Genomic DNA, 23,513 nt, shown 5'->3' on the forward strand with positions numbered 1-23,513 from the left:
CCGGTTCCGCTTCACGGCGCGGCCGGGGCGGTGTCCTTGTAGGGCGCCTGGATCATGCCGAGGCTGCCCATGATCCGTCCCCACGACAGAAGGATCGGGTGCGACGCCTGCAGCGGCGAGCCCGTGCGCGCCAGCACCTTCGCGGCGCGCCACAGCGACAGGCCGAGGCTGGCGACGTTCTTGGCCTCGACGCGCAGGCGACCGCCGGGGCCCGAGGCATGCCTGCGGTCGATGAGGTAGTTGATGGTGCCGGTGCGCACCGAGCGCCGCATCAGCCAGCCCGGCGTCAGCCGGTCTGTCGCCACATGCTCGACGATCTCAGCCTCCGCGCACCAGGCGAAGCGGAAGCCGCGCCTGCGGCAGCGGGTGAAGAAATCCATGTCGCCGCCGCCGAGGAAGTTGAAGGCGGGATCGAAATAGGGCCTGCCGAACGCCTCGAACACCCGCCGGCGGATCAGGCAGTTGCCCGTGCCGTGGATCGCCGTGATCGGCCCGGTCGGCGCCTCGATCGAGCGGAAGAGCTGGTGCGTCGCCATGGCGGCGTCAACCGGATGGTCGAACACGCGGTCCACCGGGCCGCCGGCGATGTCGGCGTCGAGCCGGCGCGCGGTGGCGACCATGGCCTCCAGCCAGCCGGGCGCGGCCGTCTCGTCGTCGTCGATCATCAGCAAGAATCCGGCGTCGGGAAAGCGGTCCATCGCGCCGGCGAAGGCAGCGTTGATGGCGTGGCAGTTGCCCTGCTTCTCCTCGACGGCGCAGTGGCCGGGTATTCCGCTCTCGCGGAAGAAATCGCTTGCCACCGCCAGCGCCTCGCGGCCCGCCGCGTCGTTGTCGATCACGAGGACCGCGAAGGAAAGACTGGTGCGCTGTCCCGCCAGCGAGGCGAGGGTCCGCCGCAACCCCTCGGGCCGGCGGAAGCTGGGAATGCAGATGACGGCTTCGACCATCGCTTGTCCCCGCCTCAAAGGCCGGCCAGCGCGGCGGCGCTGACGAGAAGCGCCCGCGGCAGCGCGCGCGGCTGGCGCGCGAGCGTGGCGGCGAGCCCACTGAGCGCCGTCCCGTAGCGCCCGGCGCGCAGCGACTGGCCGATCAGATAGGCGTTGAGATGGGCATGCGCCTTGGCGCGCAGGCCGGCCCGGCGCTCGGCCGGGACGGCCCGGACGATGTGCGGGTCGGAAAAGATCGCGTCGAGCGCGGGCAAATAGTCGTCCATGGTAAGGGTCTTGGCCATCATCGTGCTGCTGGAATGGACGCGGTAGTCGAGGACGCCGAGGCCCTGGCGGAAGCGCATCTCGCCCGTCGTCGCCAGCCGGCACCATGCGTGCCAGTCCTCGCAATAGCGCAGGCTTTCGTCGAACCCGCCGATCTCGCGGAAATTCGCGGCCCGGATCAGCATGATGCCGCCGTTGACGATGAAATTGCCGGCGAGCAGGCTTTCCACGATGTCGCCCGAAGGCTTGGCGCGGTGGCGCAGCAAGCGCCGCCAGCCGACCGTCGCGCCTTCGCCGTCGATGCGCTCGTAGTCGCCGTAGACCGCGGCGACGCGCGGATCGTCGGCCCCCTCGATGAGCCGCGCCACCGCACCCTCGCGCAGCCGGTCGTCGGCGTCGAGGAACAGCACCCACTCACCGCGGCTGCCGGCGAAGCCGTAATTGCGCACCGCGGAGACGCCGGAGCGCCCGGCGGGTCGGTCCGTCACGAGGCGGATGCGCGGGTCGGCAAGCGCCGCGACCCGCTCCACCGTGCGGTCGCTCGAGCCGTCGTCGACGACGATGACCTCGATGACGGCATCCCCTTGCGCGAGCGCGCTCTCGACCGCCTCCACGACATGGTCCTCGCCGTTGCGAACGGGAATGACGACCGAGACGTCGTGCATGTGTGGGGAAGCCGTCCGTGGCACGCCGCAACCTTCATGACCGCAGGAATGGGTTCGCGGCAGCATAGGGGGCGTTTCTGGGTTTCCGGTTAACGGGCGATGCCGATCCGGTCGAGCGCGGCGTCGACGGTCAGGATGTCAAATCCGCGGGCGGCGACCGCGTTGACGGCGGCCTCGAAATTCTGCGGCGACAGGCCGTAGTCGCCGGGCGGGTTGTCGCGGACATGGTGCGTGAAGAAGATCAGCCAGCCGGGCCGGCGCGCGAGGTCGTCGAGCCAGGCCGCTATCGCGTCGGGGTCGAACAGGCTTTGGCGCAGCTCGACGGCGCCGAGGCCCTGCAGGTTTGTCATGCCCCTGTTGACGGCCGGCCAGCCGCTGCGGCTGCTGCGGAAGCGGCTGCGCAGCAGCGCCTGCCTGCCGGGCGACATCATCGTGTAGGGGACCGCGAAGTTGCGCCGTGCCGTGCGGCCGTCCAGCTCCCGGAGGAACCGCTCGTTGCGGTCGAGGTCGGCCGCGAGGGCCTTGCGCGACATCGAGGCGAGCTTCACGTGGCTGAAGGTGTGGCAGCCGAGCTCATGGCCGCGCGCGGCAAGGTCGACGCAGCCCTCGGCAGGCGTGAGGTCGAGCTCGCGCGCGTGGTTGAGGATCAGGTCGCCGGCCAGATAGTAGGTGCCGCGCCCGCCGGCCGCTTCGAGGATCGCCGCGCCGTCGCGCCAGGCCGAACGCGGCGCGTCGTCGAACGAGAAGGAAACGATCGGCCGGGCAGGGGCGATCTCGCTCGTCGGGCCGGGAAAGGCGCGGGAGAGCCGGTTCGCTATCCTGTCCCCGATCGTTCCGATCTTCACCGTCATCCCGCTTTCTCGTTTTCCACCACGAGGTAGTTGCGCGCCTGCTGGCGAAGGCCGAACACGCCGATCAGGAGCGATACCCACACCGCTCCGGTTCCGGCGAAGAAGTTGCTTTCCAGAAGCGCGGAAAGGACGCAGTAAACCCAGATTCTGGTAAACAGGGCCGTAAGGGCCGGGTCCGCCCGGCGCGCCTTGGCGGCGGCGATGTCGCGCAGCGGCAGGACGACGAGCCACAGCACGGTCAGGACGAAGGCCGGGACGCCGCCCGACAGCAGCGCCTCGATGAAGCCGTTATGCGCATGCGAGGCCTCGACGGCCCAGGTGTCGTCCGCGTCGGCGGAGTTGAGCAGCATGTCGCTGCCCCAGAAGCTGCCGAACCCGTAGCCGAAGACAGGCTGCTCCTCGACCGCCTTCAGCGCGAGGCTCCAGATGTCGGTGCGCGCGGTGAAGGTCGGATCGAAGCCGAGATCGGCGATGAATTTGTGGATCTCCGGCGACAGCGCCGAGCCGAGCGTGATGGTGCTGGTGGCGGCCAGCGTCGCGCCGAGCAGCAGCGCACCGAACACCGGCGTGCGGACGAGGAAGAACGCCAGCACGAGGACGAGGGGGAACATGCCGAGCGCGGTCTTGCCGTTGGTCATCCACAGGAAGACGAGCGAAAGCACGACGATGGCGCCGCGCGCCGCGCTGGTGCTCGCGCGCATGACGTAGAGGCCGAAGAAGCAGAGGATCACCATCGCCGGGGCCGCGCCGTTCTTGTGGTTGAAGACGCCGCGCCAGTCTCCGGCCAGCCCCGGCTCCACCAGGTCGTAGGCCTGATGCACGGCCCGGCCGGGAATGAGGAAGACGCCGAGATAGCTCGCCCCGAGGATGACGAGCGCGGAGAGCCCGACCAGCTTGGTGAACTGCTCCCGGCTCTTCGGCAGCACCAGCAGGAGCGAGGCGCAGGCGCATATCAGCCCGGTGAAGAACAGGCGGCGCAGCGCCACCAGCGGCTCGACGCTCATCAGCGAGGTCATGGCGAGCCAGCCGAACAGCAGGAGGATCAGGCTGCGCGGCCGCAGGATCATCGAGGTGAGCCCGTTGGCGGCGGCGTAGATGAAGAGGGCGATGGTCAGCAGGAAGCCGGTGACCTGGTTCAGCGCCGCCGCGTTGGCGGGCGGCGATTGCAGGTTCTCGAACGGGTTGACCGAGACCCAGCAATAGATGAACACGACGACGAAGAGGACCGCGCCGACGCGGCTGCCGGCGATGTCGCCGGTGGCGGGTATGCTCGCCGGCGGGATCGATCCTGCTTTCATGTCCGCTGGCCAATGCGGCATAGGAAACCTCTGTGGCTGCCGCCTGCGCGCATCGCGCCGGCTGGAGCCCGAAGGCGGCCGCCTCGACCATGTTCCCGATCCGGCCCCCCGATTCGGCGAAGACTAGGCCGTCATGGTGAACAGCCTGTAAATCCGGGCGTCGCTTCAGGACATGGTTTACCATGATTGCGGCAATTTCGCCGCTTGAGCCGCGATGGCGCGGCACGGGACGGCCGAAATCCGATTTGTTCACGATTGAATCCGTATGGTCGACCGACAGGACACAGGCTGATCTATTTGCGCATGACGATTCCGTCGCTTCAACCCGGCACCATCCGCCGCCTGGTTCCCATGGTGATGCTCTACATGGGATCGAGCGGCAGCCTGCTGGCGTCCAGCGCCGCCCAGCTGGTGACGTTCGCGATCCTTGCCCGCTATCTCGGCGTCGAGCAGTTCGGCCTCTATGCCATCATCACGGCTGTCACCAATGTCGGCGTCCAGCTCTGCGGCCTCGGCGCGCAGGAATCGCTGATCCGCCGCGTGGCGCAGGACCCCGGCATGTATCCGAAGATGCTCGGCCACGCCTATATCCTCAGCGCCGCCTCGGGCCTCGTCCTTTTCCTCATCGGCCTCGCCATCCTGCCGGTGGTCGCGCCGGTGTCGGACGATCTGGCGACGACGGTGGTGGCGATGGGGCTCATCCTCGCCTCCAACCTGATCCTGCTGAAGATCATCTCGCTCGCGACGCAGAGCTATATCGCCCATTCACGCTTCGCCACGGCCAACCGGATCGAGGTCGCCTTCGCCGCGTTCCGCACCGTCGCCGCGGTTCTTGGCTGCCTCGTGTTCGGGGTCGCGTCCGTCGCCGGCTGGGCATGGTGGCATTTCGCCGCCCATGTCGCCGCCGCCGCCGTCGCGCTCATGGCGACGCGCCGGCTGGGCTGGCCGCAATGGACCATCGTCCGCGAAGAAATCCGCATCGGGCTGCTGTTCTCGACCCAGTTCCTGTTCAAGGCGTTGCGCGGCAACGCCGACCTTCTGGTCCTCGGCGTCGTCGCCTCGAGCGAGATCCTCGGCAGCTACTCGATCACCCGCCGCCTCGTCGAAAGCTCCTATCTGTCGATCGAGGCGCTGAACCGGCTGATCTATCCCGGCTCGGCGCAGATCGCCGTCTCGGGCATCCACAACGCGGCGGGCCGAATCCGCCGGGTGCTGCTCGCTGCGCTGTTCATCTCGTTCGGTACGGCGACGGCGATGTTCATCCTGTCGCCGTGGCTGCCGCTCATCTTCGGGGCGGAATATGTCTCGCTGGTCTGGCTGACGCGCGCGCTGTGCTGGGTGGTCGTGCTGATGGCGGTCTATGTCGTGGCGCTGGAGGCGCTGGGCGCCGCCGGCCTTCAGGGCGCGCGCGCGGCCATCCTGAACACAGGCAACATACTGGGCGCGGGCCTCGTCGCCCTCGCCACCTGGGAATGGAGCATCGGCGGCACGCTGGCCAGCTACTACGTCGTCGAGCTCGGCATCGCCGTCGCCGCCTGGATCGTGCTCCTGCGCAAGATCAGGATCCATCGCGAGGCGGCCGAGCGGGCCTGCGCGGTCTAGGCGCTGAACGGTAATCACGGGGTCAGGCAGTTTCATGGGAATGACGGGCAGAAAGAGCAAGATGGCGCAGGAACCCGCGGCGAGCGCCCCGTGGCCGCCTTCGGTGGAGCGGGTCACGGTCGGCGGGCTGCCGATCGCCGTGCTCGACCGCAACGAGACCGCGCGCATGATGTGCGACGCGGCGCGCGCGCGTGTCCGCGGCGGCCGGCCGCTCTACCTCACCTCGGCCAATGGCGAGGTGTTGGCGCGGTGCTGGCGCGACCCGCAGATGCGGGCGCTGTTCCTCGAGGCCGACCAGATCGCCGCCGACGGCCAGCCGATGGTGACGGCATCCCGTCTCTTCTGCCGCATGCCTCTGCCGGAGCGCGTCGCCACCACCGACCTCTTCCACGACGTGGCGGCGCTCGCCGAGGCGGAAGGGTTGAGCTTCTACATGCTCGGCGCGTCGCCCGACGAGAACGAGCGCGCCGTCGCCGCCGTGCGCCGGCAGTATCCCCGCCTCAGGATCGCCGGCCATTACCACGGCTATCTCGGCGGTGAGGAACTGGAGGCGAAGATCGCCGAGATCGATGCGCTCGCGCCCGACATATTGTGGCTGGCGATGGGCGTGCCCAGCGAGCAGCGCTTCATGCGCGAGCATGGCGACAGGCTGGGCCGGGTCGGCGTCGTCAAGACCTCCGGCGGCCTGTTTAATTTCCTGTCGGGAAAGAACGCCCGCGCGCCGCAGTGGATGCAGAACGCCGGGCTGGAATGGCTGTGGCGCATCGGGCAGGAGCCGCGGCGGCTGTTCTGGCGCTACTTCGTCACCAACCCGGTGGCGTTCTACGCCATGGTGCGCGGCTCCGCCTGAGGGGCCTCATGCAGTGGCGGCGAGAAGCCGCCGCCGCTCGTCGTGCCAGCTGCGCGGCATGCGCAGGAACCGCCACAGGCCGAACCAGATGGCCAGCGCCGTCCCCAGCATCAGGCCGGCGATGCCGCCCGCTATCAGCAGGACGATCTTGCGCGGCGGCCAGTCGCGGCCCTGCGGCGGCACGGCGCGGGAGATGACGCGCACATTCGTCGTGTCGATCTGCTGGCGCTCGGAAACCTCCTGGGCGCGGGCGAGATAGGTCTCGTAGACCGCCGCGCGCGAGCGCGCCTCGCGCTCCAGCTCGCGAAGCTGGACCTGCGCCGCGTTGTCGGTGAAGACGTTGGTCTTTTCCTCGTCGGCCTTGCGGCGCAGCGCGTCGTACGAGGCCTGCTCGCGCGTGGCCTCGGCCCGCGCCAGTTCGAGGATGCGCCGGGCCTCGCGCACGGTCGCCTGGTCGAGCGTGTCGCGTTCCGAGATCGCGGCGATCATGCGCGGGTGCAGCGGGCCGTAGGTGCGCTCGATCGAGCCGATCTGCTGCTGGAGCCGGTGGCGCTGCTCGCGCAGGGCGGTCATCGCCTCGGAATCGAACACGCTGGCGCTCGCCGTCTGGCCGCGCTCCAGCGCGGTGTTCATCTGCGAGAACACCGACTGCGCCTGGATCAGGCGCTGCTGCGCCTCGACGAGCTGGGTGTTGATCTCGGCGGAGCGCTGGCTGGAGACCAGCTCGCCATTGGCCGATTGCAGCCCGTTGGCGCGGCGGAACTCCTCGACCCGGCCCTCGGCCTGGGTGACGTGGGCGCGCAATTCGTCCAGCCGCTCGCGCAGGCTGTCGGCGACGCGGCCGGCGCTTTGCGCCGAGGAGCTGAACAGCTCCTCCTCGAAGGCGGTTACGATGGCGTCGGAAATGGCGACGGCCTTCAAGGGGTCCTCGCTCCACACCCGCAGCACCACGACGAAGGAGCGGTCCTCGCGATGGGCCTGGACGCGCTCGCTCAGCGCCCGCATCGCCGCGACACGCTTGCCGCCTTCGCCCGGTTCCTCGGCGGTGCCGCCGAGGCCGATCAGCGCCTTGATCCGCTCGAGCCCGCCCGCCTGGACGAACTCGTCGTCCTCGGTCAGCTCGAGCCGGTCGATGACGCGCGCATAGACGTTGCGCGAGGTCAGCACGCGCAGCCTGCTTTCCACCTCCATCAGCTGGGCATCGCGCTGCGGGCTGGTGGTGAAGACGTCGTCGGTGACGACGTTGAGGTTGGCCGGGTCGATGACGATGTCGGTGTAGACCGAGTAGCGCGACGTGACGACCAGCGAATAGGCGAAGGCCGCGGCCATGCACAGCACGACGGCGAGCGCGATCCATTTCCAGCCGTCGCGCAGCCAGGCGACGAAATCGTCGATCCCGAGCGTGCCGATGGCCGGAAGCCCCGGGAGGAGCGAGGAGGTGGAAGCCTGCTGCGCCGGCGGGGGTGGGGGCGTCGGCTCGGGCGCGCGCGCCTGCGCGGCCGGTCCCGCGGCGAGCAGCGAGCCCGGCGTCGCCTGCGGTCGGGGTTCGAGAGGGCGGGCTTCGGGCGCGTCGGGCTGGCGCCGCTCGGGCTGGAGCCGTCGCGCATTCAGCAGCGACCCGGGGGAGGGAGCGTTCTCCCGGCCGGCCGGCGCCGTCCTCGACGGCTCTGTTCGCTCAGGCTGACGTGGCCTGTACATTGGTTGTGCTCTCCGCCCGGCCAGCCTCGACAAAAGCGTTACAGGATTATGAATCATCCATGAGAGTTATGCAGAGATGGTAAATACCGGGTAAACCGCGCCTGTTTCAGCTTCCGTTTACGCGGCTGGCCTAATGTCGCCCGACCCGGTCCGCCACAGGAAGAGCGAGCGCCCGTGAACGGTGACGACAACGCCATGAACAGTCTCGACGCGGAGCCTCGCCGGCCATGAGCGGGATCAGGCCTCTTCGCGCCGACGACATCGGCGCGCTTGCCGCGCTGTTCCAGGAGGTTTTTCGCGATCGCGCGGCCCCGCCGCCGGCGTCGCTCGCCGCCTATCTGCGCTGGCACTATCTCGACATGCCGGGCTGCGATCCCGAGATCGCCCCGCTGGTCCATGTCGAGCAGGACGGGCGCATCACCGGCTTCATCGGCCTCAATGCGCAGGCGATGACCCATGGCGGCAGGACGCTGCGCGCCGGCATCGCCAGCGCGCTGATGGTCAGTGATAATGCCGGCGACAAGCTGGCCGGGGCGCGCCTCGTCAAGGCGGCGCTGGCCGGCCCGCAGGACATCACGCTCACCGAGACGGCGAGCGACGTTTCGGCGCGCATGTGGGTCGGCGCGCGCGGGGCGCTGCTGCCGCAATACAGCCTCGACTGGATCCGCGTCCTTCGCCCCGGCTCGTATCTCGTCGATCTCGCCGCCGGCCGGATCGGCGCGGCCCGGCTTCTCGCGCCGTTCGGGCGCGGCCTCGACCGCGTGTCGGGCCGGCGCGCCGCCGATGCGGGGTTGAGCTGGTCGGGCCTGCCGGACGGCTGGGTCGGGCAGGGCGCCCTGAGCGCTGAGGAGGTCGACGCCGCCGCCTTCGCCGCGCTGGTCGAGCCGCTGACGGAACAATATCCGTTGCGCCCCGTCTGGCGTGAGGGCCAGCTCGACACGCTCCTCGCCTGCGCGCGGCAGAAGCCGGACTGGGGCGAGCTCGTCCTCGCCGCCGCCAATACGCGCGGCGGCAAGCCGGTCGGCGCCTTCGCCTACTACGTCAGGCCGGGGCGTGTCTGCCGCGTTCTTCAGGTGCTGGCGCTGCCGGGGCAGGCCGGGCCGGTGCTCGACTGCCTGCTCGGCGATGCCCTGCGGCGCGGCGTCGTCGCCCTGCGCGGGCGCACGCAGCCGGCGCTGATGGAAGCCATGCTCGGGCGGCGCGTCGCCTTCCTCAACGAGGCGACGAGCCTCGTCCATTCGCGCGACGACGCGCTGGTCGAGGCCTGCCGCAACGGCGCGCTGTTCTTCAACGGGCTGGCCGGCGAATACTGGAGCCGCCTCGTCGGCGGCTCGTTCGACTGACGAGGGGCGACTGACGAAATCGAGGCGGACTCAGTCGCCGATTTCCCCAACCGGCTCGACGAGCAACGGGCGCATGTGGAGGCCCCGCGCCACCTTGCGCTTGGCGGCGATGTCCGCCCACACCCGCTCGACCTGCTCCGCTGTCAGCCCGGTCGCCTTGGCCACCTCGACGGCGGGAACGCCGTTGTTCAGGCCGAAAAGGCACAGGTCCATCAGGCCGTAGGGCAGGGAGAAGTAGAACTCCTCCTGCGTCTGCGCCAGCGAATAGGTGTCGGTCGTCGGCGGCCGGCGCAGGATGTCCTCCGGCACGCCGAGATGGGCGGCCATCGCGTAGACCTGGCTCTTGTAGAGATGGGCGATCGGCTTGACGTCGGCCGCCCCGTCGCCGTTCTTGACGAAGAATCCCTGGTCGTATTCCAGCCGGTTCGGCGTGCCGACCACGGCGAAGTTCAGCCGGTCGGCATGGTAGTATTCCATCTGCTTGCGGGTGCGCTGCTTCATGTTGGTGGCAGCGACGATGCCGAGATAGGCCGAAAGCGGCATGCGCAGCTTCTGCTGCCGCCCTTGCGGGTCCTGCACCACCAGCGAGGAGATGTTGTAGCCGTCCCCCTCCAGCGAACTGGCGATGACGACCTTCGAGGCCCAGCCCGATCCGTAATCCGGCACCAGCTCGCGGATGGAGGCGTCGCGCCGGTCGTAGCAGCCCATCGCCTTCAGCGCCGGGCCGATATCCTCCACCGCGCCCTCGACGCCGAAGGTCTCGGCCACCAGCCGGCCGAGCCTGAGGCTCTCGGGGTCGGAATCGTTCTCCGGCATGAACAGGGCGAAGACGTTGGCGGCGCCGACGGCGCGTACGGCGAGCGCCAGCGAGGCGCTGGAATCGATGCCGCCCGACAGGCCGATGACCAGCCCGCGTCGCTTCAGGAGACGCAGCTGATTGCGCAGCGCCGCGGCGATCCGCTCGGTCTCCCGGGCCGCGTCGATGGCCAGCGCATCGACTGAGAAGCTGGCCTTTTGTGCGAGAGCGATCATTCTGCGGGCTCCATGGTTTCGGCGGCCAGCCGGCGGCTGACCTTGCCGGTATCTGTCTTGGGCAATTCGCTGCGGAATTCGATGACTTTCGGCACCATGAAGTCCTCGAGCCGGGCGGCGCAGTGGCGGGCGACGTCCTTCTCGGTCAGGGCCGGGTCCGAACGCACGATCATCGCGCCGACCGCATGGCCGAGCACCGGGTCGGGAACGCCGAAGACGACGGCGTCGGCGATGCCCGGATGGGTGAGCAGCACTGCCTCGACCTCTTTCGGCGCGACCTTCTCGCCGCGCGTCTTGATGATGTCGTCCTTGCGGGCGATGAAATAGAGGAAGCCGTCCTCGTCGGCGCGGAAGAGGTCGCCGGTGTGGAGCAGCTTTTCCCACGGGTTGGGGCCGGCGCGGAGCATCTGCGCCGTCGCCTCGTCATTGTTCCAGTAGCCCTGCATCACATGCGGGCCGCGCACCACCAGCTCGCCGACGACGCCGGGCGGCACCGGCCTGCCCTCGTTATCGACCACGAACACCTCGGTGTTGGGAATGGCGATGCCGACGGAATCGGGCCTGCGGTCAAGCTCTTCCGGCGGCAGGAAGGTGCAGCGCTTGCTCTCGGTCACCCCGTACATCGAGAAGATCTTCGCCTGCGGAAACAGCTCGCGCAACCGGGCGATATGCGTCGGCGGCAGCGTCGCGGCGGTGTTGGTGATGTAGCGCAGCGACGGCAGGAAGCCGGGCGCGACGTCCCGCATCTGCAGGATGATCGCCGAAATGGTCGGCACCAGCGGAAAGCCGGTCGCCTTTTCCTCGCGCATGCGCTCGAACACGGCCTGCGGAAAGGCGAAGGATTTCTCCAGCACCAGCGTCGCGCCGACGCGAATGGCCATCAGAAGCTGGTAGAGCCCGTAATTGAAGGCGAGCGGCAGCACGGAGAGGATGACGTCGTCGGGTCGGTTTTCGAGCAGGCCGGTGATCGATTCCGACGCCGCATCCATGTTGCGATGCGTCATCATCACGCCCTTCGGCCGCCCGGTCGAGCCGGAGGTGTAGATCAGCATGCCGAGATCGACGTCGATGCCGCCATGGGCGGGCGGGGGGCCTTGCGTCTCCAGAAGCCCGGCGAAGGAGGCGATGCCGTCCGGCAGCGCGCCGCGGGCGGCGGTGGCGGCGATGAACGGCTTGTCCCCTCCGGTCGCAGCGCAGGCGTCCAGCGCGACCGGCGCGATCCGCGCCTGCGTCAGGATGGCGGACGGCGTGCAATTGGCGAGGATGTAGGCGAACTTGTCGGCCTTGGTCGAGGCGTTGATGACGGCGAAGGTCGCGCCCGCTTTCAGGACGGCGAAGATCGAGACCGCCGCCTCCCAGCAATTGTCCATGAACACCAGCACGCGGTCGCCGCGCCTGACGCCGGCGCTCGCCAGCCCGGCGGCGAGCCGGTCTGACAAGTCGTTCAGCTCCGCATAGGTAAGACGCGTCTCGCCGACGACCAGCGCGGTCTTGCCGCCGTGGAGGCGGGCATTGTCGATGAGGAAGCGCTCGTACCGCATCGTCGCTACTCGGCGGCCTCGGCCGCCGTCGCCCGCGCCGAGACGAAGGCGGCGATGCGCTCGAGCGTGTCGAGGTTGGCCGGCACGATGTCGCCGTCGGCCATGGTCAGGCCGAAGCTCTCCTCGATGAAGGCGACGAGCTCCAGGACGCCGGTGGAATCGATGACGTCGTTCTCGATCAGCGATTCGTCGTCGGCCGGGGCCTGGGAGGCGTCGCCGAACAGGAAGTTCTCGACAATGAAGGCGCGCACGCGCTCCTTGACGATCTCGGTCATGAGTTCAATCCTTTCACTTTCAATGCGTCGCGCGGCGCCGCCTGGCTGCCGGCGAAGGTCTGCATCCACAATTGCGTCGACAGGACGCCGACGAAGGCCGCGTTGTCGCGGAAGCCCCCGGCCTTGCCGGTGGCGCATTTGGCGTGGAGCCGGGCGACGGCTTTCGGGCTGAACAGGCCGGTCGAGGCGATCGCCCGCTCGCTCATCGCTTCGGCGACATAGCCGCGCGCGCCGCTGCCGGCGAAGGCGCGGCTGTCGGGCGCGCGGTAGGGCTGCTTCGGCCGCTCGCGGATCAGCGCCGGCACGATGTCCTTCGTCGCCTCGCGCAGGATGTGCTTTTCCGTCAGGCCCTTCAGCTTCATCTGCGGCGGCAGGCCGGCGGCGAACTCGACCAGCCGGTGGTCGAGGAAGGGGAAGCGGCCCTCGATGCCGTGGGCCATCGCCATGCGGTCGCCCTGGCTCGACAGGATGTAGCCTGGCAACAGGAAGCGGGCCTCGAGATACTGCGCCTGGTGCAGCGGATGCCAGCGCGCGAACGCGCCGGGCAGGAGGCTCGCCATCTCCTCGGCCGCGTCGTAGCCGGCAAGCTCCGATTTCAGCGCCTCGGAGAAGAACAGCTTGGTCGCCACTGTCCCGCGCAGGCGCGGCCGGTGCGAGAACAGCGGGTCGTCCAGCCGGTCGCTGCCGGTGCCGAAGAAGGCGGCGAGATATTCGGCCGACTGCTGCCTCAGGCCCGGCAGGTACGGGTAGAGCTTGCGGAACAGGTGCGGGCGGATGCGCGAGCCGGGCTGGCGGCCGCAGAAGCGGCGCACGCGCGCCTCCTTGAAGATGTCGTAGCCGGCGAACACCTCGTCCGCGCCCTCGCCGGTCAGCACGACCTTGAGGCCTTCCCGGCGCACGAGGCCGGACAGCGTGTAGAGCGGCGCGGGCGCGGTGCGCAGGATCGGCCGCTCGGTGAAGCGGATGACCTCGGGAAAGACCGCGGCGATGTCGCCCTCCGTGCAGTGGACGGCCGCGTGGCGGGTGCCGAGCGCCTGCGCCATCGCGTTCTGGAAGGCGCTCTCGTCGTGCTCGGCGCTGTCGAACGTGACGGAGAAGGTGCGCAGCGTCTGCGGCGTCATGCCGGCGGCGAGCGCGGAGATGATCGAGGAATCGAGCCCGCCCGACAGGTAGGAGCCGACCGGCACGTCGGCACGCATGCGCAGCCGCACCGCGTCGGTAAGCAGCGCGCGCAGCTCCTCGGCCGCCGCTCGCTCGTCGCGATGGCGCGAGGGCTCGCCGGCGTCGGGATAGTCGAGCCGCCAGTAGGGGCGGGAGGTCGCGCCGTTCCGGTCGACGATCATCAGCGAGGCGGGTTCGAGCTCGTAAATGTCCTTGAACGGCGTGCGCGGCGCGAGCGGCGCCCACAGCGTGAAGATCTGGTCGAGCGCGAACGGGTCCATTTCGGCGCGGATGCCGGGGACCTGAAGCAGCGCCTTCACCTCGGAGGCGAAATAGAAGACGCCGGCATGGCGCGTGTAGAACAGCGGCCGCACGCCCATGCGGTCGCGCGCCAGCATCATGCGCTGGCGCCTTGCGTCCCAGAGCGCGAAGGCGAAATCGCCGTTGAGGCGGGTCACGCATTCCTCGCCCATCTCGTCATAGAGCTGGAGGATGACCTCGGTGTCGCTCGCCGTGCGGAAGCGCCTGCCGCGGGCGCGCAATTCCTCGCGCAGCTCGACATAGTTGAAGATTTCGCCGTTGAAGGCGATGGCGAGGTCGCCGTCTTCCAGCCGCATCGGCTGCTGGCCGTCGCTCAGGCCGACGATGGCGAGCCGCGCATGGGCAAGGCCCGCCTGCCCTGAGGCGAGGATGCCCTGCTCGTCCGGCCCCCGATGCTCCAGCGCATGCGTCATCGTGCGAAGCAGGTGCTCCGCTTCTGGCGCATGGCCGAAAAAACCGCCGAAACCGCACATCAGTCAGTGCCTTGAGAAAATGAAGGGCGGTATTGCTCTTATACCTGCTTCCTTCCGCTCCGGTTAAGACGGCCGGAGCTGCCGCAGGACTTGGTTTACAAACAGAAAAGCGAAGCCCTTCAGTAAGCGTTCTTCGTGTCGAGCAGGCGGAACGGCGTCAGCAGCAGGATCTTGAGGTCGAACCACAGCGACCAGTTCTCGATGTAGTAGAGATCGAACTCCGTGCGCATCCTGATCTTCTCGTCGGAATCGATCTCGCCGCGCCAGCCGTTGATCTGCGCCCAGCCGGTGACGCCCGGCTTGACGCGGTGGCGGGCGAAATAGCCGTCGACCACGTCGTGGTAGAGGCGGTGGCGGGTCTGGCCGCTGACGGCGTGCGGGCGCGGCCCGACGAGCGACAATTCGCCCCGCAGCACGTTGAAGAACTGTGGCAGCTCGTCGATCGAGGCCTTGCGGATGAAGCGGCCGACGCGGGTGACGCGCGGATCGTCGCGGACCACGGCGTTGCGGGCGGTCGGGTCGCACTGGTCGCTGTACATCGAGCGGAACTTGAAGACCTCGATGACCTCGTTGTTGAAGCCGAGCCGCTTCTGCCTGAACAGCACCGGGCCGCGGCTGTCGAGCTTGATCGCGACGGCGGTGGCGATCATGACCGGCAGGAAGAGCAGGATGCCGATCAGGCTGAAGACGATGTCGAAGCAGCGCTTGGCGACGTAGTCCCAGTCGGCGATCGGCTTGTCGGCCATGTCGAGCATCGGCAGCGAGCCGATATAGGAATAGGTCCGCGGACGGTAGCGCAGGCTCGAATTGTCGGCCGCGAGGCGGATGTCGACCGGCAGGACCCAGAGCTGGTTCATCAGCGACAGCAGGCGGCTCTCGGCCGTCACCGGCAGGGAGACGATCAGCATGTCGATATGAGCGATGCGCGCGAAGGCGATCAGCTCGCCGATGTTGCCGAGCTTGGGATAGCCGGCGACGACGGGGGGCGAGCGGTCGTCGTTGCGGTCGTCGAAGATGCCGCAGATGCGGATGTCGCTGTCGGCCTGCTCGGCGATGGAATGGATCAGCCGTTCGGCCGCCGCGCCGCCGCCGACGATGACCGCGCGCCGCTCCAGCCGGCCCTCGCGCGCCCAGCGCCGCACCAGCTGCGCCATGACGAGCCGTGTCCCGAGGACGAGGGCCGTGCCGGCCAGGAACCATGCGCCGACCCAGAAGCGCGAGAAATCGCCGGCGATCTTGAGGAAGAAGCCGAGGAAGGCGATGAGCGCCAGCGTGCCGCTCCAGATCAGCACGAAGCGCGCCGCGCTCAGGAAGGGCTGGCGCAGGGTGCGCAACCGGTAATTGCCGGCGAAGTCCGAGGCGATGACGGCGAGCGTCGAGGCGAGCAGGATCGCGACCGGATAATGCACGACGAGATGCGTGGAAAGGCCGACATAGGCGACGAAAAGCGCCAGGCCCGAGGCGACGAGCAGGCCGAACTCGACGAGGCGCAGGCCGCCGCTGACGATGGACGGCGACAGCGCGGTGCGTCGGTAGTGCGCGGCGGCGCGCTGCGCGGCGTTGTTCAGTTCGCCCGCCGCCGGCGCTGCCGCAGCACTGGTCCCAGCACTGGTCATCGTGTCGTATGCGCTGTTCGTCGATCGGTTCAAGACTGCCGGATCTGCCATGAAGGGGGTTCCGTGGACAGTCCCGTGTCTACCATCCGGCGGCTAAGGAAACATTGAAGATCTGCAATCAATGCGTGTAGAGTTAACAATGGCTTAATGCGAAAACCGGCCGCTGGAGGGGCGGCCGGTTCGGGCCTTCGTGGCGAGGTATGGGCCCGGCTTTCGCCGGGAGAGGGGGAGCGGCGGGCCGGCTCGCGCCGGGCGTCAGAACTCCTCCCAGTCCGCGGCTTCCGGCGCGGCTGCGGCCAGTCCCAGCGCGCCGGCGAGCTTGCGCCCCAGCGCCCGGGCCGGGGAGGGGTGCGCGGCGGCCTCGCCGGAGACGGCCAGCGGCCTGCCCCCAGCCGGCGCGCCGTCGCCGAGATTGAACTGGCCGATCAGCTGCATCAGCGTCGAGGCCTCGCGCGCCAGGCCGTGGCTGGCGGCGGTCGACTGCTCGACGAGGGCGGCGTTCTGCTGGGTGCCGTGGTCGATGGTGGTGACGGCCGAGCTGATCTCCTGGATGCCGGTCGCCTGCTCGCGCGCGGCGGTGACGATGGAGGCGACGTGATGGTCGATCTCCTGCACCTGGGCGACGATGGCTTCGAGCGCGCTGCCCGTCTGCTCGACGAGCTCGACGCCCGAGCGCACGCGCCCGCCCGAGGTGGTGATGAGCTCCTTGATCTCCTTCGCCGCCGTGGCCGAACGCTGGGCGAGCTCGCGCACCTCATGGGCGACCACGGCGAAGCCCTTGCCCGCATCGCCGGCGCGCGCGGCCTCGACGCCGGCATTGAGCGCCAGCAGGCCGGTCTGGAAGGCGATGTCGTCGATGACGCCGATGATGTTCGAGATATCGTTCGACGAGCGGGCGATCTCCTGCATCGCGGCGATGGCGTCGTGGACGATCATGCCCGACTTCTCCGCCCCCTGCTTGGTGCGGGCGACGAGCTGGCCGGCCTGCTCGGCGCGCTCGGACGAGCTCTTGACCGTCGCGGTGATCTCCTCCAGCGCGGCGGCCGTCTCCTCGACGGAGGCGGCCTGCTGCTCGGTGCGTCGCGCCATGTCGTCGGAGGCGGAGCGAATCTCGCTGGCGCCCGAATCGATGGTGCGGGCGTTGTCGCCGACCGCGCGCAGCGTCGATTGCAGCGTGTCGAGCGAGGCGTTGAAATCGGCGCGCAGCCGCTCGAGGTCGCCGGCGAAGGGCGTCGCGATGCGGCAGGCGACATTGCCGTCGGCGAGCTGGCGCAGCGCCTCGCCGAGCGAATCGACGGCGAACTGGACCTGCGCCGCTTCCTCGGCCTTCTGGCGCTCGCGCCCCGCGCGCTCCTCCTCGGAGAGGGCGCGGTTGGCGTCGGCGTCGCGCTCGAGCTGGAGCTTGGCGAGCGAGGCGTCGCGCAGCACGACCAGCGAGCGGGCCATGTCGCCGATCTCGTCCTTCGCTTCCGCCTCGGTGATCTCGACGTCCATATCGCCGCCGGCGATCCTGCCGGTGGCGCCGATGATGCCTTCGAGGCGGCGGCGGAAGCGGCCGGAGATCATGACGCCGAGAAGGACGAGCAGCACCGCCGCGCCGGCGATGATGGCGATGGAGGTCCACGCCATGCGCGTCAGATACGCGTAGACCGTGGCTTCCGGCACGGAAACGACGGTGAACCACGCGGTGTCGTCGAGAAGCTGGACCGGAACCGCGACGGCGAGCCGCGCTACGCCGTCTGCGCCCGTTGTTTCCATCACCGTGCCGGGATCGGCGATCATCCGCTGCCAGGTCGCCGCGTCCTCGCCGGTCTCGGAAAGGGCGCGGCCGAGGAACGAGGCGTCGGGATGGCTGATGAAGCTGCCGTCCTGCGACAAGAGCGCCACGAAGCCGTCGCCGAGCGGCTTCATGCCCGAAAGCGCCTGCGTGATCGCGTCGAGGCCGACATCGGCGCCGGCGACGCCGACGACCTTGCCGCCGACGAGGATCGGCGCGGTCAGCGAGGTCATCAGCGTCGGGACGCCGTTCACCTCATAGGCGAAGGGCTCCATGATCGCCGACTTTCCGCTGTCGCGCGCCTTGAGGTAGTAGTCGCCGTCGCCGGGCTGGTCGTAGCCGACGATGGGTTCGAGATTGATGCGCCCGTCCGTGCCGGTCGTCGCATAGGGAAGGTAGCGGCCGGTGGCGTCGTGGTTCGTCGTGTTGGCGAACTGCGCGTCGCGGCCGTCGAAGGCGTTCGGCTCGAAGCCGGTCCACACGCCGAGCAGCCCCTCAGCGTTGGCCTGCATCTGTATCAGCACGCTGTCGGCCAGCGCCCGGTCGCCGCCGAGCCCGGCGCTCATCGCCTGCATCGTGTCGCGCAGGGTATAGACGACCTGCATGCGGCTGGCGATGCCGCCCTGGATGGCGGCGGCGCTGTTCTGCGCCGCCGCGCGCATCTCGCCGGCGCTGGCGGCCTTCATCTGCTGGTAGGACATCACGAACAGGCTCGACGCCGTCGCGACGGTCGCAACCACGCCGACGGCGACGATGGCGAAGATGTTGCGGGAGGTTGCGGTCTTCAACAGCATGGGAGATGCCTTTCTGGCAGGGAGCCGAGCCCTTCCGCTTAACCACGGCGAAAAGGCGGGTCATCGTCTCGATGCAGGAGGGCAGGCGCTGAAGACCGCATCCCCCCGCGATGTTCTTCAACACGGGAAGGTTGCTGGAGACCGATTAATTTAATCTGAACTAAATTAGAAATGTCGGTGGCCGCCGACCCACCGGAATCGGCGGCGAAGCTTCTTCCCGAGGCCGAAGATCGGCCGGGGGAATTGACGGCGGGGCGCGATGGCCGGCAAGGATGGAGCATGACCGATCCGCGCACCTTCTTCACCGTCCTGTTCGAGGCGGCCGTCGCCGCCGCCGACCCTGCCGTCGTCATTCGCGACTTCCTCCCGGGCCGGCCGAAGGGCCGCGTCGTGGTCGTCGGCGCGGGCAAGGCGTCGGTGCCGATGGCCGCCGCCTTCGACGCGGCATGGGACGGCCCGCTGACGGGCATAATCGTCACCCGCCATGGCCAGGGTGGGGGTCGGGGCGGGGCCTGCGGGCGCATCGCGGTGCTGGAGGCGGCGCATCCCGTTCCCGACGAGGCGGGGCTTGAAGCAACGGCACGGTTGTTCGACGCGGTGCGCGGCCTCGGCCCCGACGATCTCGTCGTCGCCCTGATATCGGGCGGCGGCTCGGCGCTGCTGCCGTGGCCGCCGCCGGGCATGAGCCTTGCCGACGAGATCGCGGTCAACGAGGCGCTGCTCGCCTCCGGCGCGCCGATCTCGGCGATGAACACGGTGCGCAAGCACCTGTCGGCGATCAAGGGCGGGTGGCTGGCGCTCGCCGCCCATCCGGCGAAGGTGGTCACGCTCGTCGTCTCCGACATTCCCGGCGACAACCCGGCCTTCGTCGCCTCGGGGCCGACCGTCGCCGACGGGGCGAGCCGGCGCGACGCCCTCGCCATCGTCGCGGAATATGGGCTTGCGCTTCCCGACGCCGCGATGCGCCACCTCGCCACGCCGGCGGCCGACGCGCCTCTGCCCGACGACCCGCGCCTCGCCGGCAACGAGGTCCACGTCATCGCCTCGGCGGCGCGCTCGCTGGAGGCCGCGGCGCGCGCCGCCGCCCGCCATGGCGTCGAGGCGGTCATCCTGTCGGATTCCATCGAGGGCGAGGCGCGTGACGTCGCCGGCGTCCATGCGGCCATCGCCCGCGAGATCGCACTGCGCGACCGGCCGTTCCGCAAGCCGGTCGTCCTGCTGTCGGGCGGCGAGACGACGGTGACGATGCGGAGCAGGGGCGGCCCCGGGGGAGGCAGAGGAGGCCGCAACGGCGAGTTCCTGCTCGCTTTCGCGCTTGCGGTCGACGGCCACGCCGGTATCCACGCCTTCGCCGCCGATACCGACGGCATCGACGGCACGGGCGATAATGCCGGCGCCTTCGCAGACGGGACGAGCGCCGGGCGGATGCGCGCAGCGGGGCTCGACCCGCGCGCCGCGCTCGCCCGCAACGACGCCTTCGCCGCCTTCGCCGCGCTGGGCGACCTGTTCAGCCCCGGTCCGACCGGCACCAACGTCAACGATCTGAGGGCCGTGCTGGTGCGCTGAAGGCGCCGCGCCGGCGATTGCGGTCGGTTCGCATTCGCGGGATACTCGGTGCATGTGGAGCATCCTTTCCGACTATTGGCCGCACATCCTCGCCGTCATCTCCGTCCTGATGGCGGTGCCGGCCATCGTCCACGTGGTGATGAACAAGGAGGAGGTGCGCTCGGCCATCGGCTGGGTCGGCGTCATCCTGCTTTCGCCGGTCATCGGCGCGCTGATCTACGCCATCGGCGGCATCAACCGCATCCGCCGCGCCTCGATCATCTCGGAACGGCGGCGCGCCATCGAGCACGACCCGCGCCACCAGGCGCATCTCGATGCCTCGCGGGCGCTGGTCGCCGACCTGTTCGCCGAGCGCTTCGCGGCGATGAAGACGCTGGGCGACCGCGTCGCCAAGCACGCGATGACGGTCGGCAACTCGATCCGGCTGCTCGACGGCGGCGACGAGACCTATGCGCAAATGATTGCCGAGATCGATGCCGCGCAGCGCTCGATCATCCTCGAGACCTACATCTTCGACCGCGACGCCATCGGCCTTAGGCTCGCCGAGGCGCTGGCGCGGGCGCACCGCCGCGGCGTCGCCGTGCGCGTCCTCATCGACGCCGTCGGCGTCCGCTACAGCGTGCCGAGCATCGTCGGGACGCTGGAGAGCGCCGGCATCGCCGTCGACCTGTTCAACGGCAGCCTGATCATGGGCCTGCGCCTGCCCTATGCGAACCTGCGGACCCACCGCAAGATCCTCGTCGTCGACGGCGCGGTGGCCTTCGTCGGCGGCATGAACATCCGCAAGGGCTTCACCAGCGAGTTCGCCCGCGGCGGGCAGGCGCGCGACACCCATTTCCGCGTCACCGGCCCGGTGGTGGCTGACATCTTCTCCACTGCCGCCGAGGACTGGCGCTTCACCACCGACGAGGACCTCGACGGCGAGGCGTGGCGGATCGAGCCGCTGCCGGCCGTGCAGTTCGGCGCCCCGGTCTTCATCCGCGCCGTCGCCTCCGGCCCCGACGCGGCGCTCGAAACCAACCACCGCATGCTGATGGGCGCGTTCTCGGTCGCCCGCCGCTCGATCCGCATCATATCGCCCTACTTCCTGCCCGACAGGGAGCTGGTCAGCGCGCTGGCGACGGCGGGCCGGCGCGGTGTCGAGATCGACATCGTGGTGCCGGCGCAGAACAACCTCGTCCTCGTCGAGCGCGCCATGATCGCCCAGTTCGAGCAGGTGCTGAAGAACTATTGCCGCGTCTGGCGTGCCGACGGGCCGTTCGACCATTCCAAGCTGCTGGCGGTCGACGGGGTGTGGGCCTTCGTCGGCTCGTCCAATCTCGACCCGCGCTCGCTGCGGCTGAATTTCGAGATCGACGTCGAGGTGCTGGACGCAGATTTCGCCGGCATGATCGAAAGCCGGATCGACACGGCGATCGCCTCGGCCCAGCCGGTCACGGTCGAAGGGTTGCGCGCGCGCCCTTTTCCGCTCCGCCTCTTCGACCGGATCCTGTGGCTCGGCTCGCCCTATCTGTAGGCGTTGCCTTACCTTGCGGTATTCGTGCCGCCCGGGGAAGAAATCCGATCACGGTTTCGTGAAGAAAACGCGCAAAACCGCCCGGAATCGGGCTTTTTGGCTTTGGTTTTCTAAGGTTGGCGAAGATGAGGCGATTGTCCGGCGCACGTTTTGAATGATTGTTTCGCATGGCGCTGAAACGCGCAAGAACGGTGCTTTGCAAAAGCCGGTGCGCTCCCTTAATGTGCTCGCCAATCGTGGGTGGGCAGCAACCGTTCACGGGGAAGATCGCATCAAAAACAGGGAGCCTTCATGCGAAAACTTCTTCTTACTGCGAGCGCGATCGCGCTTGGCGCAGCCGTTCTTCCGGCATCCGCCGAGACTCTTCGCTGGGCGCGCGGCGCCGACGCGCTGACGCTTGACCCGCATTCCCAGAACGAGGGAACCACCCACACCTTCAACCACCAGATCTACGAGACGCTGCTGAACCGCGACGTCGAGGGCAACCTCATCCCGCGGCTGGCCACCGAATGGTACGTCAAGGCCGACGATCCGAACGTGTGGGTGTTCAAGCTGCGCGAGGGCGTCAAGTTCCACGGCGGCCAGGATTTCACCGCCGAGGACGTCGTGTTCTCGCTGAACCGCGCCCGTTCGGACAAGTCGAACCTGCGCCAGCTTCACGCCGACGTGGCGGATGTCGTGGCCATCGACGACCTGACGGTCGAGGTGAAGATGAACGGCCCGTCGCCGCTCTATCCGAACAACATCACCAACACCTTCATCATGGACAAGGGCTGGTCCGAGGAGCACGACGTCGTCGAGGTCCAGGATTTCGCCGCCGGTGAAGACAACTACGCCGTGCGCAACACCAACGGCACCGGCCCCTACGTGCTCCAGTCGCGCGAGCCCGACGTGCGCTCGGTGATGACCGTCTTCGACGGCCACTGGGACGAGAAGCCGGCCGTGACCGAGATCGTCTACCTGCCGATCAAGGAAGCCGCCACCCGCGTCGCCGCCCTCCTGTCGGGCGAGGTCGACCTCGTCCAGGACGTGCCGGTGCAGGACATCGAGCGCCTGTCGGCCACCGACGGCGTCAAGGTCGAGACCGGCCCCGAGAACCGCATCATCTATTTCGGCTACAAGTTCGGCGACGCGCCGCTGAAGTCGTCCAACATCACCGACAAGAACCCGATCGCCGACGCCAAGGTGCGCGAGGCGATGGAGCTCGCCATCGACCGCGAGGCGATCAAGCGCGTCGTCATGCGCGGCCAGTCGGTGCCGGCCGGCGTCGCCATGCCGCCCTTCGTCAACGGCTGGACGCCGGAGCTCGACGCCTTCCCGGCGCCGGACATCGCCAAGGCCAAGGAGCTGCTGGCCGAGGCCGGCTATGCGGACGGCTTCACCATCACGCTCGACACGCCGAACAACCGCTACGTCAACGACGAGGCGGTCAGCCAGGCCGTCGTCGGCATGCTCGGCCAGATCGGCATCCGGGTGACGCTGGCCTCGCGCCCGGTCGCCCAGCACTCGCCGCTCGTCCAGAACAGCGAGACCGACTTCTACCTGCTCGGCTGGGGTGTCCCGACCTTCGATTCGGCCTATGTCTTCAACGACCTGGTCCACACCAAGGACGGCAAGTACGGCGCCTACAACGCCGGCCTCTACACCAATCCTGAGCTTGACGAGAAAATCCGTTCGCTCGGCACCGAGATCGATCTCGACAAGCGCAACGCGACCATCGCCGAGATATGGAAGGTGGTGAAGGAGGACCGCGTCCTCCTGCCGATCCACAACCAGGTCCTGGCCTACGCCATGAAGAGCAACGTCAACCTGGAAGTCCATCCGGAGAACCAGCCGCTGATCCGGGGCGTCACCTACGGCGAGTAACGCCAGCGACAACGCCGGCCCGCCGCGCATCCTCGCGCGGCGGGCCTTTCGCGCCGT

General features: G+C 68.9%; 17 protein-coding genes. 6 read left to right on the forward strand and 11 right to left on the reverse strand.

All coding sequences use genetic code 11. From position 1 onward, the window contains the following. Nucleotides 1–11: 11 nt before the first annotated feature. From M9945_RS07450 to M9945_RS07465, 4 genes are all read right to left on the reverse strand, one after another. Nucleotides 12–947 (reverse strand): glycosyltransferase family 2 protein, encoded by a 936-nt coding sequence (locus M9945_RS07450; protein ID WP_367944012.1) that lies wholly within the window; start codon nt 945–947, stop codon nt 12–14. A gap of 14 nt (nt 948–961) precedes the next feature. After that, a complete protein-coding gene (locus tag M9945_RS07455) occupies nt 962–1,876 on the reverse strand; it encodes a glycosyltransferase family 2 protein (protein WP_367944013.1) in 915 nt (304 codons plus the stop codon). 89 nt (nt 1,877–1,965) lie between these two features. Next, entirely contained in the window at nt 1,966–2,727 is a 762-nt protein-coding gene (locus M9945_RS07460; RefSeq protein WP_367944014.1) for a polysaccharide deacetylase family protein, read from the reverse strand. After that, on the reverse strand, nt 2,724–4,025 hold the full coding sequence (locus M9945_RS07465) for an O-antigen ligase family protein (protein WP_367944015.1): 1,302 nt from the start codon (nt 4,023–4,025) through the stop codon (nt 2,724–2,726). The genes M9945_RS07460 and M9945_RS07465 overlap by 4 nt, the downstream gene beginning before the upstream one ends. Before the next feature lie 303 nt (nt 4,026–4,328). Between M9945_RS07465 and M9945_RS07470 the strand changes: the two genes are divergently transcribed. Together M9945_RS07470 and M9945_RS07475 are read left to right on the forward strand one after the other, a co-directional pair. Next, a complete protein-coding gene (locus M9945_RS07470) occupies nt 4,329–5,627 on the forward strand; it encodes a lipopolysaccharide biosynthesis protein (RefSeq protein WP_367944016.1) in 1,299 nt (432 codons plus the stop codon). A 61-nt stretch (nt 5,628–5,688) separates the two neighbouring features. Beyond that, nucleotides 5,689–6,477: a WecB/TagA/CpsF family glycosyltransferase gene (locus M9945_RS07475; RefSeq protein WP_367944017.1), complete on the forward strand. Its 789-nt coding sequence runs from the start codon at nt 5,689–5,691 to the stop codon at nt 6,475–6,477. A gap of 6 nt (nt 6,478–6,483) precedes the next feature. On the opposite strand, the gene M9945_RS07480 is transcribed toward M9945_RS07475, so the two are convergent. Next, nucleotides 6,484–8,175 (reverse strand): GumC family protein, encoded by a 1,692-nt coding sequence (locus tag M9945_RS07480; protein WP_367944018.1) that lies wholly within the window; start codon nt 8,173–8,175, stop codon nt 6,484–6,486. A 227-nt stretch (nt 8,176–8,402) separates the two neighbouring features. On the opposite strand from M9945_RS07480, the gene M9945_RS07485 reads away from it, so the two are divergent. Further along, the gene (locus M9945_RS07485; protein ID WP_367944019.1) at nt 8,403–9,518 is read left to right on the forward strand and encodes a hypothetical protein; all 1,116 of its coding nucleotides are present in this window, start codon (nt 8,403–8,405) and stop codon (nt 9,516–9,518) included. Between the two features lie 30 nt (nt 9,519–9,548). Here M9945_RS07485 and nadE read toward each other — a convergent pair whose 3' ends face one another. The 6 genes from nadE to M9945_RS07515 all read right to left on the reverse strand — a co-directional run bounded on the left by nadE (nt 9,549) and on the right by M9945_RS07515 (nt 18,508). Then, a complete protein-coding gene (nadE, locus tag M9945_RS07490; RefSeq protein WP_367944020.1) occupies nt 9,549–10,550 on the reverse strand; it encodes an NAD(+) synthase in 1,002 nt (333 codons plus the stop codon). Then, a complete protein-coding gene (locus M9945_RS07495) occupies nt 10,547–12,091 on the reverse strand; it encodes a class I adenylate-forming enzyme family protein (RefSeq protein WP_367944021.1) in 1,545 nt (514 codons plus the stop codon). Before M9945_RS07495 ends, nadE begins: the two co-directional genes overlap by 4 nt. 5 nt (nt 12,092–12,096) lie before the next feature. After that, complete coding sequence (locus tag M9945_RS07500; RefSeq protein ID WP_367944022.1) at nt 12,097–12,366, reverse strand: acyl carrier protein; 270 nt, start codon at nt 12,364–12,366, stop codon at nt 12,097–12,099. Next, nucleotides 12,363–14,321: an asparagine synthase (glutamine-hydrolyzing) gene (gene asnB, locus M9945_RS07505; RefSeq protein WP_367944023.1), complete on the reverse strand. Its 1,959-nt coding sequence runs from the start codon at nt 14,319–14,321 to the stop codon at nt 12,363–12,365. The genes M9945_RS07500 and asnB overlap by 4 nt, the downstream gene beginning before the upstream one ends. A gap of 119 nt (nt 14,322–14,440) precedes the next feature. Continuing rightward, complete coding sequence (locus M9945_RS07510; RefSeq protein ID WP_367944793.1) at nt 14,441–15,937, reverse strand: undecaprenyl-phosphate glucose phosphotransferase; 1,497 nt, start codon at nt 15,935–15,937, stop codon at nt 14,441–14,443. Between the two features lie 255 nt (nt 15,938–16,192). Beyond that, nucleotides 16,193–18,508, reverse strand: coding sequence for a methyl-accepting chemotaxis protein (locus M9945_RS07515; RefSeq protein ID WP_367944024.1), 2,316 nt, complete (start codon nt 18,506–18,508; stop codon nt 16,193–16,195). 279 nt (nt 18,509–18,787) lie between these two features. On the opposite strand from M9945_RS07515, the gene M9945_RS07520 reads away from it, so the two are divergent. The 3 genes from M9945_RS07520 to M9945_RS07530 all read left to right on the forward strand — a co-directional run bounded on the left by M9945_RS07520 (nt 18,788) and on the right by M9945_RS07530 (nt 23,456). Continuing rightward, on the forward strand, nt 18,788–20,074 hold the full coding sequence (locus tag M9945_RS07520; RefSeq protein ID WP_367944025.1) for a glycerate kinase: 1,287 nt from the start codon (nt 18,788–18,790) through the stop codon (nt 20,072–20,074). Nucleotides 20,075–20,126: 52 nt separating this feature from the next. Beyond that, a complete protein-coding gene (locus M9945_RS07525) occupies nt 20,127–21,590 on the forward strand; it encodes a phospholipase D-like domain-containing protein (protein ID WP_367944026.1) in 1,464 nt (487 codons plus the stop codon). Nucleotides 21,591–21,881: 291 nt separating this feature from the next. Continuing rightward, nucleotides 21,882–23,456, forward strand: coding sequence for an ABC transporter substrate-binding protein (locus M9945_RS07530; protein ID WP_367928153.1), 1,575 nt, complete (start codon nt 21,882–21,884; stop codon nt 23,454–23,456). Nucleotides 23,457–23,513 lie beyond the last annotated feature (57 nt).

This window comes from Aquamicrobium sp., assembly GCF_023954335.1.
Taxonomy (GTDB): domain Bacteria; phylum Pseudomonadota; class Alphaproteobacteria; order Rhizobiales; family Rhizobiaceae; genus Aerobium.

What these genes read in the sequence shown, in the direction of transcription:
- M9945_RS07470 (WP_367944016.1), top strand. Translation starts at nt 4,329, where the DNA reads ATGACGATTCCGTCGCTTCAACCCGGCACCATCCGCCGCCTGGTTCCC.
- M9945_RS07510 (WP_367944793.1), bottom strand. Translation starts at nt 15,937, where the DNA reads ATGACCAGTGCTGGGACCAGTGCTGCGGCAGCGCCGGCGGCGGGCGAA.
- M9945_RS07460 (WP_367944014.1), bottom strand. Translation starts at nt 2,727, where the DNA reads ATGACGGTGAAGATCGGAACGATCGGGGACAGGATAGCGAACCGGCTC.
- M9945_RS07480 (WP_367944018.1), bottom strand. Translation starts at nt 8,175, where the DNA reads ATGTACAGGCCACGTCAGCCTGAGCGAACAGAGCCGTCGAGGACGGCG.
- nadE (WP_367944020.1), bottom strand. Translation starts at nt 10,550, where the DNA reads ATGATCGCTCTCGCACAAAAGGCCAGCTTCTCAGTCGATGCGCTGGCC.
- M9945_RS07530 (WP_367928153.1), top strand. Translation starts at nt 21,882, where the DNA reads ATGCGAAAACTTCTTCTTACTGCGAGCGCGATCGCGCTTGGCGCAGCC.
- M9945_RS07515 (WP_367944024.1), bottom strand. Translation starts at nt 18,508, where the DNA reads ATGCTGTTGAAGACCGCAACCTCCCGCAACATCTTCGCCATCGTCGCC.
- M9945_RS07450 (WP_367944012.1), bottom strand. Translation starts at nt 947, where the DNA reads ATGGTCGAAGCCGTCATCTGCATTCCCAGCTTCCGCCGGCCCGAGGGG.
- M9945_RS07485 (WP_367944019.1), top strand. Translation starts at nt 8,403, where the DNA reads ATGAGCGGGATCAGGCCTCTTCGCGCCGACGACATCGGCGCGCTTGCC.
- M9945_RS07475 (WP_367944017.1), top strand. Translation starts at nt 5,689, where the DNA reads ATGGCGCAGGAACCCGCGGCGAGCGCCCCGTGGCCGCCTTCGGTGGAG.
- M9945_RS07500 (WP_367944022.1), bottom strand. Translation starts at nt 12,366, where the DNA reads ATGACCGAGATCGTCAAGGAGCGCGTGCGCGCCTTCATTGTCGAGAAC.
- M9945_RS07520 (WP_367944025.1), top strand. Translation starts at nt 18,788, where the DNA reads ATGACCGATCCGCGCACCTTCTTCACCGTCCTGTTCGAGGCGGCCGTC.
- M9945_RS07465 (WP_367944015.1), bottom strand. Translation starts at nt 4,025, where the DNA reads ATGAAAGCAGGATCGATCCCGCCGGCGAGCATACCCGCCACCGGCGAC.
- M9945_RS07525 (WP_367944026.1), top strand. Translation starts at nt 20,127, where the DNA reads ATGTGGAGCATCCTTTCCGACTATTGGCCGCACATCCTCGCCGTCATC.
- M9945_RS07495 (WP_367944021.1), bottom strand. Translation starts at nt 12,091, where the DNA reads ATGCGGTACGAGCGCTTCCTCATCGACAATGCCCGCCTCCACGGCGGC.
- asnB (WP_367944023.1), bottom strand. Translation starts at nt 14,321, where the DNA reads ATGTGCGGTTTCGGCGGTTTTTTCGGCCATGCGCCAGAAGCGGAGCAC.
- M9945_RS07455 (WP_367944013.1), bottom strand. Translation starts at nt 1,876, where the DNA reads ATGCACGACGTCTCGGTCGTCATTCCCGTTCGCAACGGCGAGGACCAT.